General features: G+C 29.5%; 9 protein-coding genes. All 9 read left to right on the forward strand.

Annotated elements, in window-relative coordinates; translation table 11 throughout:
• Window positions 1-1,325 (forward strand): DEAD/DEAH box helicase family protein (locus CLAVI_RS04955; protein WP_228547649.1); only part of this gene is annotated, 1,325 nt, incomplete at its 5' end.
• Window positions 1,326-1,370: 45 nt separating this feature from the next.
• Window positions 1,371-4,499 carry a hypothetical protein gene (locus CLAVI_RS04960; RefSeq protein ID WP_194844492.1) on the forward strand — a complete coding sequence of 1,043 codons (3,129 nt, stop codon included), beginning with the start codon at window positions 1,371-1,373 and terminating at the stop codon, window positions 4,497-4,499.
• A 98-nt stretch (window positions 4,500-4,597) separates the two neighbouring features.
• Window positions 4,598-7,762, forward strand: a complete 3,165-nt coding sequence (locus CLAVI_RS04965; protein WP_194844493.1) for a hypothetical protein — start codon at window positions 4,598-4,600, stop codon at window positions 7,760-7,762.
• A gap of 4 nt (window positions 7,763-7,766) precedes the next feature.
• Window positions 7,767-10,286: a hypothetical protein gene (locus tag CLAVI_RS04970; protein ID WP_194844494.1), complete on the forward strand. Its 2,520-nt coding sequence runs from the start codon at window positions 7,767-7,769 to the stop codon at window positions 10,284-10,286.
• A 153-nt stretch (window positions 10,287-10,439) separates the two neighbouring features.
• Window positions 10,440-14,996, forward strand: coding sequence for a hypothetical protein (locus CLAVI_RS04975; protein ID WP_194844495.1), 4,557 nt, complete (start codon window positions 10,440-10,442; stop codon window positions 14,994-14,996).
• Between the two features lie 49 nt (window positions 14,997-15,045).
• The gene (locus CLAVI_RS04980) at window positions 15,046-18,195 is read left to right on the forward strand and encodes a hypothetical protein (RefSeq protein ID WP_194844496.1); all 3,150 of its coding nucleotides are present in this window, start codon (window positions 15,046-15,048) and stop codon (window positions 18,193-18,195) included.
• A 6-nt stretch (window positions 18,196-18,201) separates the two neighbouring features.
• Window positions 18,202-21,291 carry a hypothetical protein gene (locus CLAVI_RS04985; protein ID WP_194844497.1) on the forward strand — a complete coding sequence of 1,030 codons (3,090 nt, stop codon included), beginning with the start codon at window positions 18,202-18,204 and terminating at the stop codon, window positions 21,289-21,291.
• 101 nt (window positions 21,292-21,392) lie between these two features.
• On the forward strand, window positions 21,393-23,759 hold the full coding sequence (locus CLAVI_RS04990; RefSeq protein WP_194844498.1) for a hypothetical protein: 2,367 nt from the start codon (window positions 21,393-21,395) through the stop codon (window positions 23,757-23,759).
• Window positions 23,760-23,852: 93 nt separating this feature from the next.
• A partial coding sequence (locus CLAVI_RS04995; RefSeq protein ID WP_194844499.1) for a hypothetical protein occupies window positions 23,853-25,307 on the forward strand: 1,455 nt, incomplete at its 3' end.

The raw sequence follows: 25,307 nt of genomic DNA on the forward strand, positions 1-25,307 counted from the left end.
CCCTTAAACATTTAAACATATTAAAAAATCATAAGAATGTTTTTATTAATAAAAATAATGCAATGGGTATGACTGTAACAAATGATACATTATTTTCTCTAAAGGATCTTTCTGGTCCCTTATCTTCTTTACTATATAAAAATCAAAGGATTTTAAAAAAAGCATTTCAGAAACATGTTGCATTCTCAAAATGTTATCAAACAATGATGTTCACCTTAAAAAAATGTATAAAAATCACAAAAAATTTCAGCTCTCCTTTTGATTCTTCTAGTCAAGAAATTGCACTCCCAGCATTACTTACACCAATAACAAATAGCACTCCATCACACAAATACCACATGCCTTTGTTTATTCTAAAACCAGCAATTGAGACTACTGGATCATATTATCATATTTTATATAGTGTGAGAACACATCCATCCTTGGAAAAATTAATTCAATTAAGTAAAAAAAATCTTAATAAATTTAAAATAGAAGTAACAAATTTACTTTCTAAAATAAATGACATACCCATTTTTAAAGTTCCATATATAAAGCGAAATAAAAAATATTTACTAAAAACTAATACAGAAATTTTATCCTCATTATATACTGGATTAAAAGAAACGCAACTTTACCTAAAAAAATATCATCCTACAGAATTTGCTACTCACTTCTGTAATAATCCTTTTAGTGATATTCATGAAACATTATTACTCATCGAAAAAGGATTTTTTTCCCCACAAGATATACCTGTTGTTAACCAACCACATACCCTAGAAGCTGTCCTTCAAAAAGCTATAGCAAAAAAAGCACAATGCCTTATTAAAAACTCATTCCCCATTACCTGTCCCCATGAACAAACTTTATTTCTAAAAAAACAAAATATTTTTATATTTTCTATTAAAAATATTCGCTCCAACGTTTCTTCTAATTGTTACACGTATAAATTTGGGTATTTAAATAAAAAACAAAAAACAATAAAAAAATCATGGCCCTTAACTGTTCAAGAACTTTTAAAACTTGGTATAGATCATATGCATGCTTTATGCGCTAAAGATTTCACAATTTTAAACATTGAGTTTGAAAACCCTCTAACAATGGAAAGTAAAAAAATTACAAATGCTATAGCTTTTTATAAGCTTATGTATGAGGGCATCCAAGAAAACCTCGCCATACTTACTAAAACACTTTCTATTACACTAAAAAAAACGACATCTTATGACATTAAACAAGAATATCAAAATCTTTTAGATACTCTTGCATTCCTATTAGGAGATCATATTTCTGAAGTAAAAGCACCCTATATACTGGATTACATAACCCAAAACAAACAAAAACAATAATCTATCATAAAAATCATGTATAACCTTTAAAAGGTCTAATTATTTATGCCCTACTTTACATTAGATTATTTTATATCAAAAAATGATATTTCTGGCTTTTTTATTAAAGAAAGCCCCCCTTCAATAACACCAGAACAACTTCTATCATTAACATCTCTTGTAAAACATATTATACAAAAACAGTGTCCATGTATTTCTGTTCCTTCTTCATTTCCATTAAATCCAAATACACACAGGAATATTATTGTACTTTTACAGGATGTCCTTTATCCATTAACAAAAAAAATAAGCACATCTTCAGATGCTGCAACAATACAAAAATCTATAGAGCTATTAACATCATCTATCAATAAAGAACTTTTATCTGCAGATCCTCAATTATTTCAACAACCATTACCACAAATCATTAACTCTTTAACAACAACAACATTTGCTAAAAAAAGAAGCTCATCTTCTTTAGAAAGAAGCACTGAAAACAAAAAACAACGAATAGAAGAAAGCTCTTTTACAGAAACAAATTCTTCCTTAAACAAACAAACAATCCCCTTAAAAGAAGCTTCTGAAGAAGCTTCTTTATTACTTCATGAAGATGAAGGTACGGACCTTTGGATACTGAATGCTTTAAATAACTCTCCTAAAGAAATACTAAAGCTAACAGTGGACGAAATAGAACAATTTACTTCTGATGCATCTTGTTCTGAGCCCACCCATGAATCTGCTTATGTAGAGCTTTCTCCAGCAACTCCTTCTTATCTTCTTCCTGTCATAGAAGTACTAGAAAATAACCAATACTTTATAATAAAAACTCAATCAATCACAAACATACCATTATACCTAGAACACCTACATAATGGCATCATGTATGCATTAGAATCTGATCTACTATTCATTGATCCCAGTGCCCACTCTTTTTTAATCAAATCTCATTCTCATCTCTATCACAATACTCTTAATCAACTTTTATCCTTAATTAAGACCCAAACAACATTATTTTCCTCAATTACTGATGACAACACAAAAAGAATTCTTCTCTCAGAACATGAACATCTTAAATATGAAATTATAGCTAAGTTACAAAATTCTGGATTTACAGATACAGCGATAGAAACAATAACTCTTCAATCTGTTCCTAATTTTGAAAAAAAAGAAACTTATCAAGATCCTGCATATCCTTTAGACAACACAAACTCTTCTTCTTCTCAATCTTCCTCAGAAAAAGAAAAAAGCTTACCTGAAATTAAATCTGCTAATGATTATTTTCACAAACAATCATCACAATCTAAACCAACCTTTATTCATTTAAAAATTAATAGATATTATCGTGGCGAAGTATTCTTTAATACTAAACCTCAACGATTACACATTTTCTTAAAACAAATACAAAAACTTGTACAAACAGGAGTAAGTCTTTTTTGCAGAAATGATATTGAAGGACTGCCGCAAAAAACATATGATAATCGAGTAGCCTTACTAAAAGCGCTATATCTCATCTTTGTAAAAAATATCACAACTCATTACAAGTATAAACAAATTCCTAATATCTCTAAAGCACATATCCAAAAAATATTGTTAGACATTAACGAAACTTTCTGTAGAGAATCTGGAGAAACAATAAATCCAGCCACACCTTCTACATCTCTGACAGAAAACATCGACCCAAAAACAATAGTAATACCTAAGCCTATTCAAGGAATAGAATTAACACACTACCATATATCTCTAAGAAACATTCAATATAATCAAAGAATAACTTACCAATTATGCATTAAAAAACTTAGTTGCTCTAGTTTAATCATTTTTGATATATTGAAATTAAAAAATAAAAATATATCTTCAACTCTTTCTTATCTCCGATCATTATCAGAACAACATAGTGTTCTTCTTGAAAAAGACAATATATTAAAAATTGAATCTCAAAAAGAAGTGCCCTTAGCTGAACTTGCCCTTCCTCTTTTATCCCTACTTAAAAACAATCAACTGAATTTTAAAAAAATGTTCTCTCCCAATCATGGACATTCTGTTGTATATAAAAGAATGCAAAAAAACCTAGATGAATGCTTAAGGATCGTCTCTAAGTTCAATACTGAGATAAATATGAATGATGCACTAAGCATACAATCTACTAATCCTTATGATGACATAATACACTTAACCAATATTCCCACAGAAGATCCTGTATTTATCATGCCTTTATTTAGTGTGAAGCAAAAACTTGATGTTATTGGTACTTATTTTCATCTCTTTTATACCACTAGAAAAAACCAATTACTTAAGAAATTATGGATCTCTTCTTCTTTTGATCTTCAACTATTACGAAAAGAAATAAATAATCTCTTATCTGACAATCCATCTCTTCCTATTTATTACACTCCATATCAAGGAAAAAGACAGTTAATTCAAGATCAACATACTTTAGTTAATATTCTGTATCAAGGATGTAAAGAAAATGAACTCTATTGGAATAAATATCATCCCAAGGCACTTACTCATCACTTTTCACACAATCCTTCTTCAGACTTAAAAACTACTCTTGACGCTATTATAAAGAAATATTCTTCGATTAAGGCTATTCCCTCTATAAAAGAACCTTTGACTCTTGAAACATCATTTAACCATATTAAAAACATTCTTAATAAATCAGTAAAAAAAGTAAAAACAGATTTTCAACTACAAAGTAATAAAATCTTTTTATTCTCAGTTAGAAAAACTCACTCTACTTTTACCCATGAATTTCAATCTTATAAAATAGCATATGTAAATAGAGCAATCCCATCAGAAAAATCTTCCTTGATCTCAGCTATTCGTGGAACAATGCATTGCAGCATCCAAAATATGCGTTATCTTTCTAATGCAGATTTATCACCTCTTCGTATCAGGACTACTGACCCATTCACTCATGTAGATACAGAAATTACAGAACCAACTAAATTATATAAAATTTTATATGAAGGCATCATAGAAAATTTAACTTTCATAAAATCAAAATATTCCCGTGTATTAGAAAAATATCTTCATCATTCAATTGAAGAGGATTATCAAACAATTCTTGCCTATCTTGCTACACATTTAAAAGATGAAATATTAAAAATAAAAGCCCCTCATATAATTACTCGTATGATAAAAGAATCATCTCATACAAGTATTCCTGATGACCCCTCTTCAAACGACAAATAAATATTTTTATTAAGAAAATATTTAAAAAAAAATAACTTTATTATATTTTTCATTTCTTAAAAAAATGGTTTTATTTTTATTATTTCCAATAAATTATTATGCATTATTTCACTTTAAATTATTCTAATTTTTTATTTCCTGATTTGCCTACGTCGTTTATAATTGAGGAAAGCATTACTCCATTAAACAATCAAAATATAGCCTCGTTAACCAACATAGTTAAGAATATCTTAAGCCAAAGGTTACCCTGCGTTTCTGTTCCTCCATCTTTTCCTCTCAATACCACTTTTCATAGTAATACACTCTCTATCTTACAAGCTGTAATTATTCCATTAGTTAAAGAATCAATTCTGCTTAACAATACAAAAGCATTTCAAGATTCAATAAAAGAACTAAACTTCAGCATAGCATCATGCTTATTATCCTATAATTTTTCATCATTTGCACAAGCACCACCAAAAATTCTTGACACTTCTTCTATAACTTGCCCTCATCAATCCCTAAAAAGAATTAGCTCTCTGTCGACATCCCTAATTCAAACAAAAAAATCCCGATTAGACTCATCTCATGAAGAAAAAAGTTCTCTTTTATCCACTAAGAGCCACACCTTAAAAGAAGCTTCTGAAGAAGCTTCTTTATTGCTTAATGAAGATGAATTCACAAATTCTTGGATATTAGAAGCTTTAAAGGATTTCCCTCTCGAAACATATGAACTAATTAATACAGATCTTTTAGAAGAAACCTATTCAAAAGTAGAATTAAATAACTTAGAATATGAATCAAATGTTGCTGATCATTACTTTCTTCCATTCATTGAAGTTTTAGAAACAAATCAACATTTTATAATAAAAAATCAACAAGTCTCTAACATTTCATTATATTTAGAACACCTATACAATGGCATTACACATGTACTAGAAGCTGAAATGCTATTTATTGATCCAAATAAATTAGCTTCACAAGCTTATTCTACTAGTTCCTTATACCATACAACCCTACAAAACCTTCTATCATTACTTAATAACCAACAAAGATTACTTCAACTAATACCCATCCAAGAAGAGAGACAAAGTTTTTCAATAGAACATAAAGACCTTTCAGACAAAATCATGATAAGATTACAAGCCTCAGGATTTGCTGATTCAACTATAAAAAAACTCACTGAAGATGCACCTATTGCTTGTGAAAAAGAGTCTCTTTCTTCTTCAAATAATGAATCCATAATACACCCTAATTCGAAAAACAACTGTTCTTTAAAAATATTATTAAATGAAGATACACTTACTCATCTTCCTGATGAAACAGTTCCGCAACAAAAATCTATACTTACGCAAACAATCTGCTCAAACTCATCAATTTTTTATCATGTCAAAATAAAAAATAGGCATACTTGTCATATATTTCTAGATAATGAACACCAAGAATTAGCTACCTTTTTAATCCAGTTAGAGAAAATAACAAAAAACAGTGCTGAATATATTTGTCTACAACCAATACATGGCATTACACCTTCTAGATCAACGTCTAGATACAAATTATTACAAGCTTTATATTTTATTTTATATAAAAACACTGAACATCATTCATCCACAAAATATATATACCCAAAAACATATGTAAGCATTTCTAAGACAGCTAATACAATTAATCAATTTTTTTGCGATGAAATTCAAGAAAAGGTGAATACCATGGAACACCATCCTGAACTGATTAAAAATGTAGGTATCCAAAAACTTCTTCCTACAGAATCTGTAAAACCATTTCAATCATCTCATTATCAAATAATTTTAAAAGATTCTAAATTTTTATTTTCTAAAATTATTACCATTGAAGCCTATCATTTTAAAGCTTCATCCAATTATGACCTTTTAAAACAAAAAGCAAGCAATATCGCACACATGCTTGCATATTTTAAAGTATTAAATACAACAACCACTGTTATAATTGGAAAAAAATTTCTACCAAATTTTGAAAATAATAAAACAATACTCGTTGCTGACCTTGCTCCATTTCTTTTACAAATACTTAATTATAATAAATATGAATTTATAAAAATATTTCAACAAGAACAATCCTTTTCCATTCTGTATAAAAGAATAATGGAGCATTTAGAAAAATGTATAGGAATAGTCAACGATATTATATCCAAGACAGAAAAATCCAAAAAACAAGCTACTCCATCTAATATTCCTTCTTTAAATATCATTGAATCACCTTCTATTTCTCCAGAATCAAAAAAATTTGTTTTCCCTATCTTCATGATTAACCCTAGACATACGAACAAAGAGGTATTGTATTATATTTCATATTCAGCAAAACAAAATAAAAAATTATTATGTGCTCGATTTTTAATATTAAGGCATATTAAAAAATTAAATCAAATAATTAATCTTTTATTAAAGAAACCTTCCTTACCTATATTTTATTCACCCTATAAATCTGCCTATCAAAAAACTCCAATATCAAACTCTAAAGAACTTCGCAAAATTCTTCATCAAGGAGTCCATGAAAATCTTCTTTATATAAAGAAGTACCTATTTCCAGACTTATCACCTAAAGCTAAAAAAATATTTTGTGAGGAACTGGAAACAGCTATTACCTTAGTAGAAAAATCTATTCTTCCAACTGATGAGTTTCCTATAATCACAGCACCACTAACCCTTGAAAAGGTGTTTAAAGATCTTATTCAGAAAGATCAAATTGCATCAACACCTTCAAAAAAATCTCAGCAATTTATCCAACAAATAGGTCCTACTAATCAATCTTCTTATAAGATTTTTTTCTTTGCTCTTGCTAAAACTTATTCTTCTCTAAAGCATCCCATAAGCTCATACCAAATGTCCTATACCAATAAAAAAAGAACAAATATCAAGGCCTCATGGAAAAGTTATCTTCAAAAAATCCTCTTCCATCAAATACAACTTTTTCATCATATTCGTGACAATAATTTCAAAATTTTTAAAATTACATACATTGATCCTTTGACTCATCAAAACAACTTAATTACTAATGTTCATTCATTCTTAAAAATCATTCTTGAAGGATTTAATGAAAATTTAACATTTTTTCTAGAGACATTTCCTTCTCTTGTGGCTAGTACCTCTCAATATGAATTAGAAAAGGATTATAGATTGATTCTTTCTTCACTTTGCACTGAGCTACACCTAGATATTTCTTCTCTAAATCCACCCTCTATACTTAAAAATATGGCCCAACAATCACTAGAAAAAGCTAATCAACCCCAAACAAAAATAACTACTTAACTATATGCCTTACTTTATATTAGATTATTGTAATCCTTCCTTAAAAAACAGCTCTGCTTCTTTTATCGTTCAAGAAGCCCATAAGCCATTAATGCTTGCAACACTACAATCCTTAAGCTCTATTGTAACAACCATTTTAGACAAACGCCTTTCTTGTTCATCAGTACCTTTATCATTCCCTCTAAATATGATCTACCATAAAAGTACTCTTTCAATGCTTCAAGACATTATGTGCTTATTACTAGAATACTTAAACAAAACCTCGCCAACACCAGAACATAATGCGCTAATCAAAATAGTGAACAAGACTCTTACTTTAACTTTTATGAAATATGATCATAGCCTTTTTCAGCAACAACTTCCTATGATCAGATACTTATCACCTAATGAGACTTTAGCGAAAGAAGCTCCAAAAGATCCTTTAAAACCAAAAGAAGATCTAGAAATAGAACATTGTAATCTAAATGATATGGAGGATTACTGGAATGTAATTCAAGAATTAATAGATGAAAATTCCTTACCAAAAATAGATTTCTCTTTATCGCCAAAAGTTGAATCTATACCTAATCCAAACTTAATACTTACTTCTAGTTTACCTACAAGCCACTGCTTGCCTTTAATTCAACTCACAGAAGACAATAAATACTTTACAATAGACTCTAAAGATATTTTTGATTTAAAATCGTATTTAGAATATATGCATAATAAAATTATGGGTATCCTACAAAATGAACTCTTATTAACTGATATAGCAAAACAGACATCGCCTTCTCATTCTGAAGGACATTTATATAATAAAACACTTAATACTCTTTTATCTCTACTTAATGAACTAGATGTAGTACTTAGACTCATTCCTGAAAATAATGAAAAATCTCATTTATCTTCAGAAAATCAAATGCTTAAGAATGATGTTATCTCACGATTACAAGCTGTAGAATTCTCTGATCAAGCCATAGGCTATGTATTACCCACAGCCTATTCATCCATACCTTCTCCTATTTTTTCAATAGATAAACACTTGTCATTATCAGGAGAAAACGAGCTTTTTCTTTTAGAAGAATCCGTCCTTAATCCATTAACAACAAGAAAAAAAACTAAGACAACTAAGCAAGTAATAGAATCAAATAGTGACATGTCATTATCTGATGATGAGTCCTTGTCTTTTCAAGAACCATTTATTCATTTAAAAATAAAAAGAAACAATGAATGTATTGTTTCTTTAAAAAATCATGGGCCAAAATTAGCATTATTTTTAATACAGGTTGAAAAATTAATCCATCAGGAAAAAATACTCATTTACCTAAACACTATAGAAGGGTTAGATACAACTGTTTCTCATTCTAGAAGTGAATTTTTAAAAGCCCTGTATTTTATTTTACACAAAAATGTTTCTATACAGTCTTCTCAACATCCTTTACATAATCTTACTATTGCAAAAATCATGAACCTCAGTAATCAAATTAACTTACTTTTTTGTAATGAGATAGATGAACCCTATGACCCAGAAAAACATTCAAGACATCTTACTGAAAATATAAATCTATTCTCAATAACTCTTCCAAAATTGACCACTACAAATGAACTTTCCCATTATCAGATTTATTTAAAAAATTATAATGTATCTGGAAAAATTATATCAAAATTACATGTTGAAAAGCATGCCTGCTCATTTGATTCTTTACTTCCTCTATTAAAACAGAAATGCAAAATGATAATACATATGGAGATAACTATCAAAAATTTATCTAAAAAAAAATTTATTATTCTAGGAAGAAATTGCTTGCTTCATTTTAAAAAACATGAACCTGCATCAGTAGCTAAACTCAGCTTACCTCTCTACGCTTTACTAATAACCAATAAAGAGTTACTTACTGAAAAATTTCTTCCAACCTATTCTAAATCTGTCATTTACAAAAGAATGATGCTCAGATTAACAAATTGTATTGAGATCATAAAAACATGTAACCCAGAAATGACTTTTCCCTCTTTAGAAACATTGTCTATTAACCAATTTGTTGTTCCTGTTTCTCAACGAACCTTAGATGGATCAGATAGAACAATGTTTGTTCTACCTTTATTTTTCATTAAAATGACCTACATAAAAAAACAACCTGCATGTACCCTTTCATATAAACCAAAGATACATAAATCTTGGTCTAACCTCATAAAATCTACATATCAACATCTTCAAAAATTACAAGAAACCATTCAACTATTATTAAGTTTAAAAAACATCCACATTACTTACATTCCTTATGGATTAGAACCAACACAAAAGCCTATAACAAATCTGGAAGAACTTTTGCCAATCCTTCTGCAAGGTGTTGTAGAGAATTATCTTTATATTTTTAACAAGCATCCAGAACAACTTTGGGCTACAGCAGCTTATGATATACTCTCAGAACTGACGTCAACAATAACATTAGTTAAAAATGCCTTTCCACCAACTATCCCTATCCCAGCTATTTATGAACCCACTATCCTCAATCAGTTATACCAAAAGACTACAATACTAAAATAAAAAAAAATATTAGAAAGCATTTATTTTAATGCCATTATTTTCTAAAAATTTACATTTTTAAAAGATTAAAAATTACAATAAATATATATTGTATCAACAAAATTACAAACGTTTTTTTTTAAATTCATTTTTGTAAAACGTACTATAATTGTTATGCCATATTTTACACTACAGTACTTCTCACCATTATCTCCAGGTGATCTTCCCTCCTTTATTATTACTGAATCCAAGAGCCCATTTAATTTTAGTAAACTTCAAGAACTTACTAATTTAGCTCAGCTTATTTTACATAATCATTTAAAATGTTCGCATGTACCCTCTTCCTTTCATCTAGACCCTAATAATCATAGAAACGCACTATCTCTTTTAGAATTTGTTATTTTTTCAGCATTACAAAGTCTTAGCCATACCTTAATTACCCCTCAAACTCAAAGCTTAATAGAAAAATTAGAAAATACTATAAATCAATGCTTCAATGTATCAGAGCCACTTTTATTTGAACAATCTCTACCAGTGATTATGGACACTCCACTGACTTTAGAACAACCTTCGACAAGCTTTGCATCATCACCAACCCAACATACACAAAAAAGATCACTTTCTCCATCCCCCCTCCATAGCTCTACTAAACACATACGATTAGACCTGAGCACAAATAATTTTACTAAAGATCTCTCTCCTATGCTCAACCCATTTTCAATGGTTGATGACCCATTAATTGATGTTGATACAGAAAACTCTCCAACCCCTTCACTTTCCATACCTTCTTTCGATGAATTCAGTAGAAGAAGTCCCTTTTGCCCAATTAATCCACCTTTAGTTAATGGTGGTACAGAAAACTTTCCTCTCCCATTAAGAAGCCCTTTACTTTCCACACCTTCTTTTGAAGAAGCCAGTAGCAGAAGCCCTTTTCAAAGAATGGATACACCCTTAATTGATGATGGTACAGAAAACTTTCCTCTCCCATTAAAAAGCCCTTTACTTTCCATACCTTCTTTTGAAGAAGCCAGTAGCACAAGCCCTTTTCGAAGAATGGATACACCCTCAGTGAATATTGATATAGAAAACTTTCCTTCTTCCTTAAGCATCCCTTCGCTTTCCATACCTTCTTTTGAAGAATCCAACAGCCAAAACCCCTTTAGAGCAATTGATACACCCTTAGTTGATGTTGATACAGAAAACCTTCCTTCCCCCTTAAGCATCCCCTCACTGCCCACACCTTCTTTTGAAGAAGCCAGCAGCAAAAGCCCCTTTAGAGCAACTGATACACCCTTAGTTGATGTTGATACAAAAAACCTTCCTTCCCCCTTAAGCATCCCTTCACTGCCCACACCTTTTTTTGAAGAAGCCAACAGCAAAAGCCCCTTTAGAGCAACTGATAGACCTTTATTTGGTGTTGGCACAGATTTGCCTATTTTTTCAAATTCTTTTACTCTCCCAGTAATTCATATAATCTCTCAAGACACACGCTTTATAATAAAAAATCAAACAGTAACAAATCTTTCTCTTTATTTTTCTCACCTACATAACGGAATCGATTATGTTTTAAACAAGAATATCTATTTTCTTGATCCTTCTGTTTCCCCATTATCTGAAGCTTCGCTATACAACTCTTCGTTAATCAAGCTGTTACAATTGCTATACACGCAACAATCATTATTAAATGATATTTCTTGCCATTATGATCAATTAGAACTAACGACTAATCACACTGCCCAAATCGATAATATAAAATCTTGCTTAAAAGAAGCTGGTTTTAGCGATTACTCTTTAAAGGCTATTTATGATAAAACCTTCTCGAAGGAAAAGAGCCCTACAATAGCACCTATAAAATCGCCCTTTAATGAAAAGCTTCATTCTGAAAGTAATTCACAACCATCTAAAAGCTCTATTACTTCCGAAGCATCTCCTTTAAATCCCCTTTTCCCTTTTTCTAACAAACTACCTCTATCACCATTTTTGACAGATGCATCTGATAATGAAAATCCCTCTACACCTGAATCTTCAAAGTTTTTCATTCACTTATCTATAAATAAACAATATAACTGTAATATATCACTTAAGAAAAAAAAACAAAAAATATCTATATTTTTAAATCAAATAGAAATCATGCTAAATAAAGGGGTCAGCTATACCTGTACTAAGCCATTAAAAGAAATTCCCTTAAACTACTCTGAATCAAGAGAAGAAATATTAAAAGCCTTATATATTCTTATTAAAAAAAATTTTTTATTACATATGTCTAGTAAATATCTTCATGCATCTACTTATAAAAAAATCAATATTTTATTAGCGTCCATTAATAAAGCGTTTTGCATAATGACTAATGAACCATTGAATGCATCTTATCATTCAAAAAAATTAGTAGGTAATTATGAGAATAATACAATACTTGCTGAAAAAAGCACTCACCCTACTTGCCATTTCACCCCCATATTCTTTATTAAAAAAAATAGCAGTACAACAAATAGTTGTTATCATATTTCATATACAACCAAAAGAAACAAAAAAATAAAAAATCTTTTTATGCTTGTACATGAAGTGTTAAAGAAATTATCTAATAAGATAGAGCTTATGTTGCAAGATACGAGCACCCCTATATTCTATTTGCCATTTAACCCATTAGAAAAAAAGAAAATCAAAATTACAACAAAAGAAGAGCTGCTTTTAATTCTTCACCAAGGAATTCAGGAAAATAAACTCTACTTTAAAAAAAATTACCCTAGCCAACTTTTAACTGATGCCTACAATCCCTCTACTGTGTTAGATCAAGCTATAACATCTATACAAGCTGCTGCTCACTCAGTAGTAGATTTACCTATTATAACAGAACCTTTGATTCTAGAAGAAATACAGCAATTTACTAGACAAGCAATAATAAAAAAATCATTAGAAGAACAACAACCAACTTCTCTTATTGTTAAAAAAGCTTCTGATTTAAAAAAAACTACCACAACATGTTTATTTGTAATAAAAAATACTCATATTTCCAGTGGTCATCTGCTATCTTCATATAAAATTTTCTATACAACTAAAAACAGTCGAAAAAATAAATCAGCCCAATTAAGCGCGCTTCGAATTACTTTATCAGGAAGTCTCGCGCACGCAAAATTTCTTTGTGATAATGATTTATCAATGAATAAGATCAAATATGTTACTCCTTTTACAAACAAAGAAATAGTGATAACTAATAAAAAATACCTTTACCAAATCTTATTTCAAGGCTTTCAAGAAAATATGTTTTTTCTTTCTAAAAAGGAACCCAGCTTATTATTGAACAAACCAACTAACGCTATAAGCAAACTGCATAAGGAAATAATTCAATTACTAACCAGTAAATTAGATGGTGAAATTCCTGTATTAAACAGTCCTTCTATTTTAGAAGAAATGACAGCTCAACAACAAGAACTCTCTGTTAAAAAAGTAAATATTCCACCTTTAACACAATCTTGTCCTGAGAAAAATTCTACAGCTACTACTTCTTTTCAAGACATCCCTTCTCCAGAATCACCTTCATCAACATCAAGCATGATTCAAAAAGACAATTCTTCACAACAAGTTGATAGCCTTCTTACACACTTATCTCCTGAAAACAACTCAACAAAACCATTAACTACATTAACCTCTATGAATATGCCTAAAATAAGGAAACAGAATGGAATAGTTTATTATGTAACGCCATTCTTTAGTATTAAAAAACAATGTTCTCCTTCTAGCTCAATATTACATTATCATCTCTCTTATTTTATGAAATATAGCTCTACTGTTCGTCATCTTAAACGTTCTATACTCGATGGAACATTAGCTTTAATCGAACATGCACAAAACTTAATAAAGAACCCTCAAGATCACTATTACGTCATTTTTGTATTATATAATCAAAAAGAAGAAAAAATAATAAATTCATCAGAACTGTTTAAAATATTACATACAGGTATTTCAGAGTTTTTTATTTATTATAAATCAAATTATGCAAGTGTAGTAGCTTCTAAAGAAATAGATGATGCATTAAATAATATTAAAAATTTAATTAATACAATTACAAAACATGCTGTTCAAGCTTCCTTAATACTACCATCTATAACCACAGCTACCACCCTTGAAAAGATATTAACAGACACTCAAAACGATCCAGAACTACTGAGAACTAAAGCAGTAAAAAAAATTCCTTCAATATTTTCAAAATCTACATTGCAGCTTCCTGTCTTTATGATTCAATACTCAAGATGGACTTCATCTAAAATAGCTAATCATTTTGGCGCTAAATACACAATAAAATTTCATTTAAAAAAAAGCACTGCTACCCAGCATATATTTACTTTTCAATTACGCAACTCCCTAATTAAGATGGCAAAAATAATTACACGCATATGTAAAGAAAATAATCCCCATGATCTATTTTCTTTTAACAATTTTTTGACAGAAGAAAATCAATCCCTTAATAGGAAAGAGTGTCTTATACTTATATATCAAGGTATCACACAACTTTTAATTTTCATTAAAGAACAAGCTCCTGGTTTATTAAAAAAGACAAAAAAAAATGATCCAGAAAAAATTCTAAAAAATGCTTTAACCCTAATCATTTCTCAGATAGGTCCAGTGCCAAACAATGCTTCTACTTATGAGATGCTTTCTTTAATGCTAAGTGCTTTTTCCAACCAACCCTCTAGCCCAATAGAACAAAATGATTCATCCTCAGAAAATAAATAAATAAATAACCATTAATAAAAGATTAACTTCATACTAACTTATTATTTATATGCCCTATTTTACCCTAGATTATCCTGCTGACTTTTCTGCGAATCCTGATCAATTTATTGTAAAGGAAAAATCCTCTATATTAAATTTGAATAAAATAGAAAAGTTAAATAGTATCGCTCATTATATTTTACAACATCACTTAACCTGTGCTTATGCACCAGAATCATTTCTCTTACATTTAACAGATCATAAAAATACTATTATGATCATTCAAGAAGTTCTTGAACAGGCTATAGAGAGAGTTAAAGAGTTACTCATTACACCTGCAACTATGAGTGTTATAGAAAAATTACAAAAATCTCTAGCTTTATCTACACAAATAGCTCATCAAGAAAAAATAAAAATAATAGATAAGAATTCCAAAAATCCTGACCAGTTAGCACATCAAAAAGAAAAAAGAGCTTCTTCTACAATGCCTTCACTAACTATGCTTAAAAGCCCTTACTCTACATCATCTAGTGAAATAAGCTTAGAACCTATTCCACGCCAATCCCATCCCTTTTTAATAAATTCTTTAGATTTAGAATTACCTACATTAGAAGAGGCTGAACATCCATTTTTAACCCAGGCCCTATTAGATGATATGCCATTTATCTTGGAAGAAGAAAAATTACCTGAACCTGTCACACTTATAGAATCAGTAACTACATCATCAACAGAATCCCTATTCTTACCAATTATTACGCCTTTAATTGACAATAATCGCTTTATATTAACCACTCAAAAAGTCTTTAATATCTCAAAATATATTCAACACCTTCATGAAGGTATTGATTATATCATGTCTGAAAAAATTCATTACCAAGATCCTTCTTTTACAGAAACCTCTGAAGCGTCTTTACACAACCATTCTATGCAATTTTTATTACAATTCTTGCATAAACAAACTCCCCTCTTTCAATTAATCTCTGAGGAGCATACATGCTCTGATTTACAAGCAGAGCATTTACATCGTATTAATGAGTTAGAAATAGCTCTAAAAGCCACTAGTTTTAATGCATCATATACAACAACCATGCAAGAAACATCTTTACCATTTATTGAAAAAAAATCTTCTGATTCATCTAATGAAAAAATCATACCTACAATAAATAAGAAAAAAAGAAAAAAACCTTCTGATTCATCTAATGAAAAAATCATATTTACAATAAATAAGAAAAAAAGAAAAAAACCTTCTGATTCATCTGATGAAAAAATCATACCTACAATAAATAAGAAAAAAAGAAAACAATCTCAACTATCCTCCACAACGTCTTTGGAAAAAAAATCATCTGTTGCCACTACATCAACACTCTTTTTACATTTATCTATTTCTAAAAATTATGAATTTAAAATATCGTTAAAACAGAAAAAGATATTCTTTCCATTATTTTTGCAAGAAGTACAAATCTTAATCGATAAAGGAACTAGTTATATATGGCATGCTCCCTTAGAAAAAGGACTTCTAAAAAATTCTCAAAAAAGATCAGACATATTAAAAACATTGTATATTATTACAGTAAAAAATATGGAAGTTCATCTTTTAACAAATAGCCTGGAACCTCGTATTCAACAAGAGATCACTGAAACATTAGACAAAATTAACAAAATTTTTTGTAAAGAAGTTAAAAAAAAATGGCATTCTGATAAACACTCAAAGATACTTCAAAAAAGCCTAGATCTTCAGATTAATATGCCTTTGGAAGCAAAAAAAGCTCTTCAATATACACATGAACAGATCTATTTAACACCATCGCGAGCTTTTGCTAATAAATCCTTATATGTATTGTGTGTTGAAAAAAGCACCACACTGAGCCCACTTTTAATTGAGATATTAAAGCAAAAAGAGAAATCTACCATTAAGCTATGCTCTCATATTGATAAAATACTTAAACAAAAAAAGATTATTATTGGGAAAAAGTGTTTGTTTAATTTTACTTATGAGAGTCATGTAACACCTTTTGAACTTTTAAGACCTCTCTACTCATTAGTGGCACAAAACAAACACCTTTTCATAAATATGTTTAGCCAATCATATCCAAACTCTTCCTTATATATAAGAATGATGAAACATTTAAATGAAACACTCCAATCATTACGAAATTTCGATCCCAGTCAAGATTTTAGCGATCTTACATCCACTCTTCCTACTATAGAGACTCCTTTAGTTACTTGTGATCCCTTTTTACCCACACTTTTTACAATGCCTTTATTTTTTATAAAAAAAATTTCTAATAATTCATACACCCTATCTTACACATTAAGACAAAATAAAACTTATATAAACCTCATGCAATCTGTAAAAACATCTTTTGACGATTTAGAAAAAAAAGTAAAAAAATTACTTACAGAAGATAATCTCTTTGTATTTTTGATTCCCTATAAAACAGCTCCAAAAAAAATAAAAATACATACTAAAAAAGAAATAGCTTTTCTCATTTATCAAGGATTACTTGAAAACAAATCTTTCTTAGAAAAAAATTATCCTATTCAATTATTAAAAACTGCCTCTTCTAATCTTGCTCCAAGTTTAAATAGTGCTATAAATTTTACAAAACAATTTATTTCTCAACTCGCTTCTCTTCCAATCTTTAATGACACCTGTATACTGCAACGAATATATGCAGATTGTTCCAAAAAAAATAACCCTGTACAAGCTTCCTCTATCACAAAAATTAATTATCAAAAGCCCTTCTTTAGCATATTTTTATTCACTGTAAAATTAACACACGCTATTGCAGGACAACTAAATTCATACAAAATTGCTTATGTAGAAAAAACAAGCAACCAACCTAATGCTGCATACCTCTTCTCTTTACGCAAATCTATCAATACAAATTTTCAAAATACAAAATATTTATGTGAAACAGATTTGACCAATCTTAATATTCGATTTACAGACACTACCACAAAATTAGATCGCAAAATAACCAACTCAATAGAATTATTTAAGATATTATATGAGGGCATGTTAGAAAATTTTGAGCATCTTTCAAAAACATTTCCACAACTAATGCAAGATACATCTAATTCTTCATTCAAGAATAAGCATGATACTTTAGTACAATTACTATGTAATAAATTAGGATCAGACTTACCTATATTAAAAGCTCCTTACATATTATCTATGCTAACAAAAAATAAAAAAAACCCTTCTTTTGCAGATTAAAAAAGAATGCCTTACTTTACACTAAATTACGCCTCCACATCTTCAAAAGAAAACTTTTTGCAGTTTATAGTGTTAGAAAGTTATGATGTATTATCTAATATAAAAATTGCCTCTATAAGTAAATTAATCAAACAAATCATAGAGCGTCGTTTAATCTGTATTTCTGTTCCTACAACTTTTCCTCTTACTTCAGAACTTCACAATAATACCCTTGCAATCTTACATGATGTTCTTTCTTCAATGCTTACATTGGCAAAAAAACTACATTTACCAAACAAAACAACCTTTTTTATAAAACAAATAAGAAGATCTATCGTCTTATCTAGCTTGCAATCAGATTTGTCCTTATTTGATCAACCATTACCTGTAGCCACTGACTCAAATAATCAAACAACCCCAAATTGGAAAAGAACTACATCTTCATCAGAAATAAGCCCTTTAGCTAAAAAACCACGTCTCTCTCCTACAGAAACCACATTATCACTTAATGATCAAGAATTTGCAGAAAATAACATAGAAGAGGCACATCTCTTAATAGAAGAAGATGCTACTACTGATTTGTGGATAACACAGGCTTTAGCATGTAATCCTTTAGAAAACATTCCCCTTGCTAATGAAGAGTTGTTAGACTTTCCTGAAGATCTGCCCTTAGATATTTTAGAAAATCCTAGCAATACGCTTCCAACTATTCCTGATGAATCTTTTATTTATCTGCCTGTAATTGAAATTTTAGAAAAACAAAAATTTTTTATACTCAAAGAACAAGTAGTTACAGACATTGCTGGGTACATGAATCATCTTCATAATGGAATTAATTTTGTCTTAGAGAACGATATAAATGTTTTTGATCCATCAGAAACTATATCTAAAAGTCATTCCCCAATTTATCTGCGTCATCAATCTCTTTATTCACTTCTCTCTTTACTAAAAAAACAAGAACCTCAACTTAGTCTCATTAAGAATGATGAAGACAGAGAAAGCGCACAAGCAGAGCATGTTGCTCTTTTTGATGCTATTTCCAACCATCTAACAAAAGAAGGTGTTTCTCTTGCTTTTATCAACAAAGCTTTAAGTATGTCTAGCTTTGTATCTTTACCTAACACATCAGAGATAAATCATAACTCTAAATTAATAGATTTATCTTCTTTTGATCTTGCATTAACCAATACAGATTCTTGTATAGATGACCACGAATCTACTCCATCATCCAAACAACTATTTATTACATTAAACATTACATCAAAGAATGTATGTATCGCATCTTTATCGCTTACACATCAACGCTTATTTAATTTTTTACAAAAAATTAATAAACTCATTAAAAAAGGATCAGGGTATAAATGTCTGGATATTATTGAAGGCATTCCCCTAAAAGAATCAAATTCACGTGCAGAATTATTAAAATTTTTATATGTTATTGTTCAAAAAAATAGCAATGCATGCCTTATGAATCGCTATCTTTATCCCGCTAGTATCTCAAAAATTGCCTTTCTGTTAAACACCATAAATAAACATTTTTGCGAAGAAACTAAAGAATCTTTTAATCCCTATACACATTCAAAAATATTAACTGCTTGTATACCTAGTAACCTTAACCTGCCATTAGATGAAAAAAAAGATTTCTGCTTACCTCATTATCAAATATTTTTAAAATTAAATGAAATATCGCTTGCTTCCTTATATATTGAGGAGCACACGCAAAAAGAGAGATGTATCCAAGATTTACTAAAACAAAAACAACGCTCTATGCGAGCTATTCTTCTTCATCTAAAACACTTTCTTTTACAAAATAAAGTTGTCATTAAAGTTGATTGCTTGTCTGGTCATCCAGCAAATACAATCATGACTCCAATAGAAATTTTACCTTCTCTCTATTCTTTACTTTTAAAAAATCAATATGTATTTGAAAAAATGTTTTCTTTAAATTATTCTGCCCATCCCACATATCAAAGCATGATGAAACTCTTAAAGCATGGCATAGATGTTATTAAAACATTTGCTCCTACCTTGGTTATCCCTAATCTTGATTATACATCATTTGAAAGGATGACTCCTTTCCCTTCTACAGAGTCCTTGGAGCTAGTCAAAGAGGTTATCTTTATGATGCCATTTTTTACTGTTTACTTGAGATTGGGTCATTTTTATCATTTCTATGAAATCCTTTATACAGTAAAAAAATATCAAACTTTAAAACAAATGCTCTACACCACTTGTGTACGTGCTAAAGATTTTAAAAATAAAATAAATTTATTACTAGAAACTAGAGAAATTAGTATTTTTTACAAAAAACCCAAACTTAACTCAAGAAAAAAAGAAATAAAAGAAAAAGCTGTATTAGCAAAAATTATTATTCAAGGATTAAGAGAGAATAAATATTATTTACAAAAATATTATTCGAAATATAACTACATCAAAAATTTTGAAAAAACTTTAAAAGAAATTGATGACAGTTTACTGCTTCTAACATCTTCATGTCAATTACCACACAATCAAAAAGCACCAACCCTTGAAAAGATTTATAAAGATGCTCAAATAAGGTATAAAAATAAACAAGAAATTTTAATTCAACAATCAAAAATAAGTCCTCCCAGCAATACCTTAAAGTATTCTGGTCCTAGTACCTTTCTATTTACAATAAACTTAACCCATACTAATTTAAAAAAAAATCTTCACTCTTACAAAATCGCGTATATCTTAAAGTACTCTCATAAAACTCAATTTAGTTGGTTAAATTTATTAAGAAAAACCCTTACCCTTCACATTCAACACATGAAAAATTTATGCGAGAAAGAAATAACATCATATAAAGTTAGGTATGCTCACCCATTTAGTGAAATTATTTCTATAATTCATAGTAAAGACGAATTACTCAAGCTATTTTATGAAGGCATCAGGGAAAATATGAGCTTCATTTCAGAAATATTTTCTAATTCTACACCTAACTTAGCTAATAGCCAAGTTATACAAGAGTATAATGAACTACTCCAAATTATCACTACTAAATTTGATGGAAGCCCTCCAGAATTAAAAGATCCCTATATTCTTAAAAGAATGAAAGAATTAAGTGAAAAAGAAGGTGCAAAAGCCTCTCTCTAAAAATAATGATGAATAACTTGTTCTTTTAAAAACAAAGAATTATTCTAATTTTTTTTTCTAATACCTTATTAATTTCGAAAGCCATCTCGTTAATTATCTACATGCCTTACTTCACTCTAGACTACCTCAGCCCTTCTAATTCAGAAGCGGCTATAGCTTTTATGGTAAAAGAAATGCATGACAAATTAACCACCAAAAAACTTCGCTCATTAACTTCTTTACTTCAACAAATTATCTCTAATCACTTACCCTGTGCAGCTCTTCCTTTATCTTTTCCATTTCATGTAGATATTCACTCAAATTCTCTTTTTATTTTGCAAAATGTAGTCCTTTCTATTATAAAAAATACGCTTAAATCATCTCCTCAAGAAGATCTTCAAGCTTCATTATCAGAATTCACAAAATTTTTTTATGATTCTACACTTGATCTTAATTTTTCATTATTTCATCAACCAATACCTACCTTTACAGATAAAGATGTGTACATAGAAAAACCTTCTGAGATTACTACAATAGTTAACAGCATATCAAAAAAAAGAGAAAGCTCCCCCTGTGAATATTCTATAAATGCTAAACAAGCACGCCTAAATATCGCAGAATGCCCTTCTTCTTCTAGAATAGACTCATTATCAAATTTTACTGACCTAAACACCATCAAGCCTAGCCTCGTAGAAGATGCAGGCTTGCAAATGATTAATGTCTATAATGCAAAGCTACCAACTATCTCTCTTGGGGAAGAAATTTTATTAGAGTTGGAAAAATTAGATACTCTAAATCCTTCTATAACTCTTCCTACAAATTTACCTGTTATTTGTATTCTGCAAGAAAAAAATCGTTTCACACTTAATCAAAAACTTATACATAATTGGGGTGACTACTTAGAACACCTTTATGAGGGCGCTGAGTTTGTCCTTTCATCCCATATATATCTAGATACCCATGATTCCATACTTACTTCAATAGCCACATTACATGAACACACATTAAAAACACTCTTATCTTTATTAAAAAATCAAGAATATATTTTACCCTTAATTACTGATATTCAACATCAAGCAGATCTTTCAATCAAACATTATATTCTTATAAAAAACATTCAAACATCTTTAAAACCAACTAAAAGTTCATTGTTAGACGAAATATTAACATCTTCTCCACAATCAGAAAGCATTCAAACATCTTTAAAACCAACTAAAAGTTCATTGTTAGACAAAATATTAACATCTTCTCCACAATCAGAAAGCATTCAAACATCTTTAGAACCAACTAAAAGTTCATTGTTAGAAAAAATATTAACATCTACTCCGCAATCAGAAAGTATTCTCATCTCTTCTGACTCTTCTAATTCTATCACTACATTATCTTCAAGAGAGACATCTCCTATAGTAAAAAAAGAAAAATCACAAAAAAGCAAAAAACCAACAACGAGTTCTTTAAAAATTTCTGCGTTCAAAAAGTTACCCTCTTTTTTTATTCCAATGCTATATATCAAAAAAAACATCTATAAAAATAATATAACCTATTTTCTTTCATATATAGTAAGTCAACATGCTTCTTTATCAAAATTGAAAATATCTAATTATAACTCCTTGGTAACAACCATAAATAATGCTCATTCTTTAATGGGCAAATCTAATCCTCGCGTATTCTTTAAACCTTATTCAAATAAAAAAATACCCTATACATGCCTAAAAACTTACATGGATGTTTTAGAAAAACTTCACAAAGGACTCAGCTTAACATCTCTTTACCATCAAAAATATCATCCTACAATCTTAACCCGTGGCAGTAAAGTTAACTTACATCTTTTACTCAACAATGTTCTCTTATTAATATCGCAGGCTGCTAATAAGATCGGCCTTCCATTAACTCCTGTAACAGATCTTCTTTTTTTTGATCAAATACATCAACAAGTTAAACAAGAAATTGAAGAACATGCTAGAGCTCGCCAAGCATTAATTACTTCAACCTCTAAAATGTCCCATACACATATTTTTCCTATATTTGCTATTACAAATTCAAAATTCCATTCTTCAAATCAGTCACATGATCATCTTTTACCATATACCATGAGCTATTCGATTATTATGCATTCTAAATCAGCTGCTCATAATTACTATGATGTACGCAGAGCTATTTGTACAATTACTAACCTTATTACTGATTTATGTGCAGAACCTCGTCTTGATTTTTTAATTAAATACATTTGCCCAAGAACAAAAAAAGAACAATTACTCAATCGATGTGAAATGCTAAAAATCATGCTAGAAGGAATGGAAGAAACTTTAGATATAATCCACACTGAATATCCTAAATTAATAAAATCTACCTTTAATTATAATCCAATAAAATCATTAAACGATGCTATTAAACTTATCAAAAGTACATTAGGAGGAGATATTCCTGTAAAACAACCCCCATCTATATTAAAGAAAATACTTCAGGAATACAAAGATACACCTCATTAACTAAACCTAAATTAAAAAAGTCTTTACAAGTTTTTTTTTTAAATCATCTTTTCTAAAGAAAAAAAAAGCTGTTTTAATTAATATTCTGTTTTTATGCCTTATCTCACCTTAAATTATTATCAACTCAGTACTCAAAAAGAGCCCACAGCCTTCATAGTAGAGGAAACTTGTGAGAATCTTAATGATGAAAAAGTTGAATCAATAAACCTATTACTCAAAGATATTTTTAATAAACACTTACCTTGTGCTTTTGTTCCTTCCTCATTTCATTTAGATCCAAGCATTCATAATAATACGCTTACAATTTTACAAGATGTGACTTTACCTTTACTAGAAACCATCTGTGAGCATGAAATAAACCCTAACATAACCACATCCTTAAATCGATTATCTAGCACCATAAATTTATGCTTATTTGGAGCTGATTCTTCTAAATTTTTACAACCAATACCCAGTATTTCAAATATTGTAAAAGAAAAATCTCCTCAAAACTATTCAGAATCAAATACTCAAGGAAGAAAAAGATCGAGATTACCATTACGAGAAATATCTTTAGCAAAAATTCCAAAAGTTGAAATAGAAGAAGATAAAACAGTATTATCATCTCTCCTGCAAGATTTAAAAGACAGTTTTTCCCCTTTTTCTAATGATGACGAGTTCACTCAAGAAATCTTAGACAGTGATACATTTTCTGAATTAACCCTTGATCCTCAAGATGATATTTTAACTAGTTTAGAAACAGCCTCTTCTAACCCCTTGTCTTGCCCTTTTATCAAAATACTTTCTGCAACAAATAGGTTTATAATAGCTAACAAACCAACCTCTCATCTTTATGAAAGTTTAGAGCATCTATATGATGGAATACGTCATGTTCTAAATCAACAGATTTATATTTTTGAACCATCAAACTTTCTATCAAGAGCCCATGCTCATCAACAAACTGTATCTCTTCTTTTATCTTTACTTGATAACAATGTTTCTCTTCTTGATTTAATTGTTAATCAAGAAGATCGTGATGCATGCATAAAAGAGCATTTTTCTCTTACTAAGGATCTAAAAGATACTTTGCAGGACAATGAATACATCCAAAAAGAAATGCAAACTTCTTCTTTTGTTCAAAAAAATTCCTCCATAATAGATGTTGATGGGATCTTTGATAATGACTATTCATCATTTCTATTAACAACAAATGATGATGAATTCACCAAAAATCTTTTAGACAATTATACATTTCCTGAATTAAACCTTGATCCTCGAAATGATATTTTAACTAATCTAGAAACAGCCTCTTCTAACCCCTTGTCTTGCCCTTCTATCGAAATACTTTCTAAAACAAATAGGTTTATAATAACTAGCAAACCAACCTCTCATCTTTATGAAAGTTTAGAGCATCTATATGATGGAATACGTCATGTTCTAGATCAACAAATTTATATTTTTGAACCATCAAACTTTCTATCAAAAGCCCATGCTCATCAACAAACTGTATCTCTTCTTTTATCTTTACTTGATAACAATGTTTCTCTTCTTGATTTAATTGTTAATCAA

The organism is Candidatus Clavichlamydia salmonicola (genome assembly GCF_015356765.1).
In the GTDB taxonomy this organism is placed as follows: domain Bacteria; phylum Chlamydiota; class Chlamydiia; order Chlamydiales; family Chlamydiaceae; genus Clavichlamydia; species Clavichlamydia salmonicola.

What these genes read in the sequence shown, in the direction of transcription:
- CLAVI_RS04970 (WP_194844494.1), top strand. Translation starts at nt 7,767, where the DNA reads ATGCCTTACTTTATATTAGATTATTGTAATCCTTCCTTAAAAAACAGC.
- CLAVI_RS04990 (WP_194844498.1), top strand. Translation starts at nt 21,393, where the DNA reads ATGCCTTACTTCACTCTAGACTACCTCAGCCCTTCTAATTCAGAAGCG.
- CLAVI_RS04960 (WP_194844492.1), top strand. Translation starts at nt 1,371, where the DNA reads ATGCCCTACTTTACATTAGATTATTTTATATCAAAAAATGATATTTCT.
- CLAVI_RS04975 (WP_194844495.1), top strand. Translation starts at nt 10,440, where the DNA reads ATGCCATATTTTACACTACAGTACTTCTCACCATTATCTCCAGGTGAT.
- CLAVI_RS04965 (WP_194844493.1), top strand. Translation starts at nt 4,598, where the DNA reads ATGCATTATTTCACTTTAAATTATTCTAATTTTTTATTTCCTGATTTG.
- CLAVI_RS04985 (WP_194844497.1), top strand. Translation starts at nt 18,202, where the DNA reads ATGCCTTACTTTACACTAAATTACGCCTCCACATCTTCAAAAGAAAAC.
- CLAVI_RS04980 (WP_194844496.1), top strand. Translation starts at nt 15,046, where the DNA reads ATGCCCTATTTTACCCTAGATTATCCTGCTGACTTTTCTGCGAATCCT.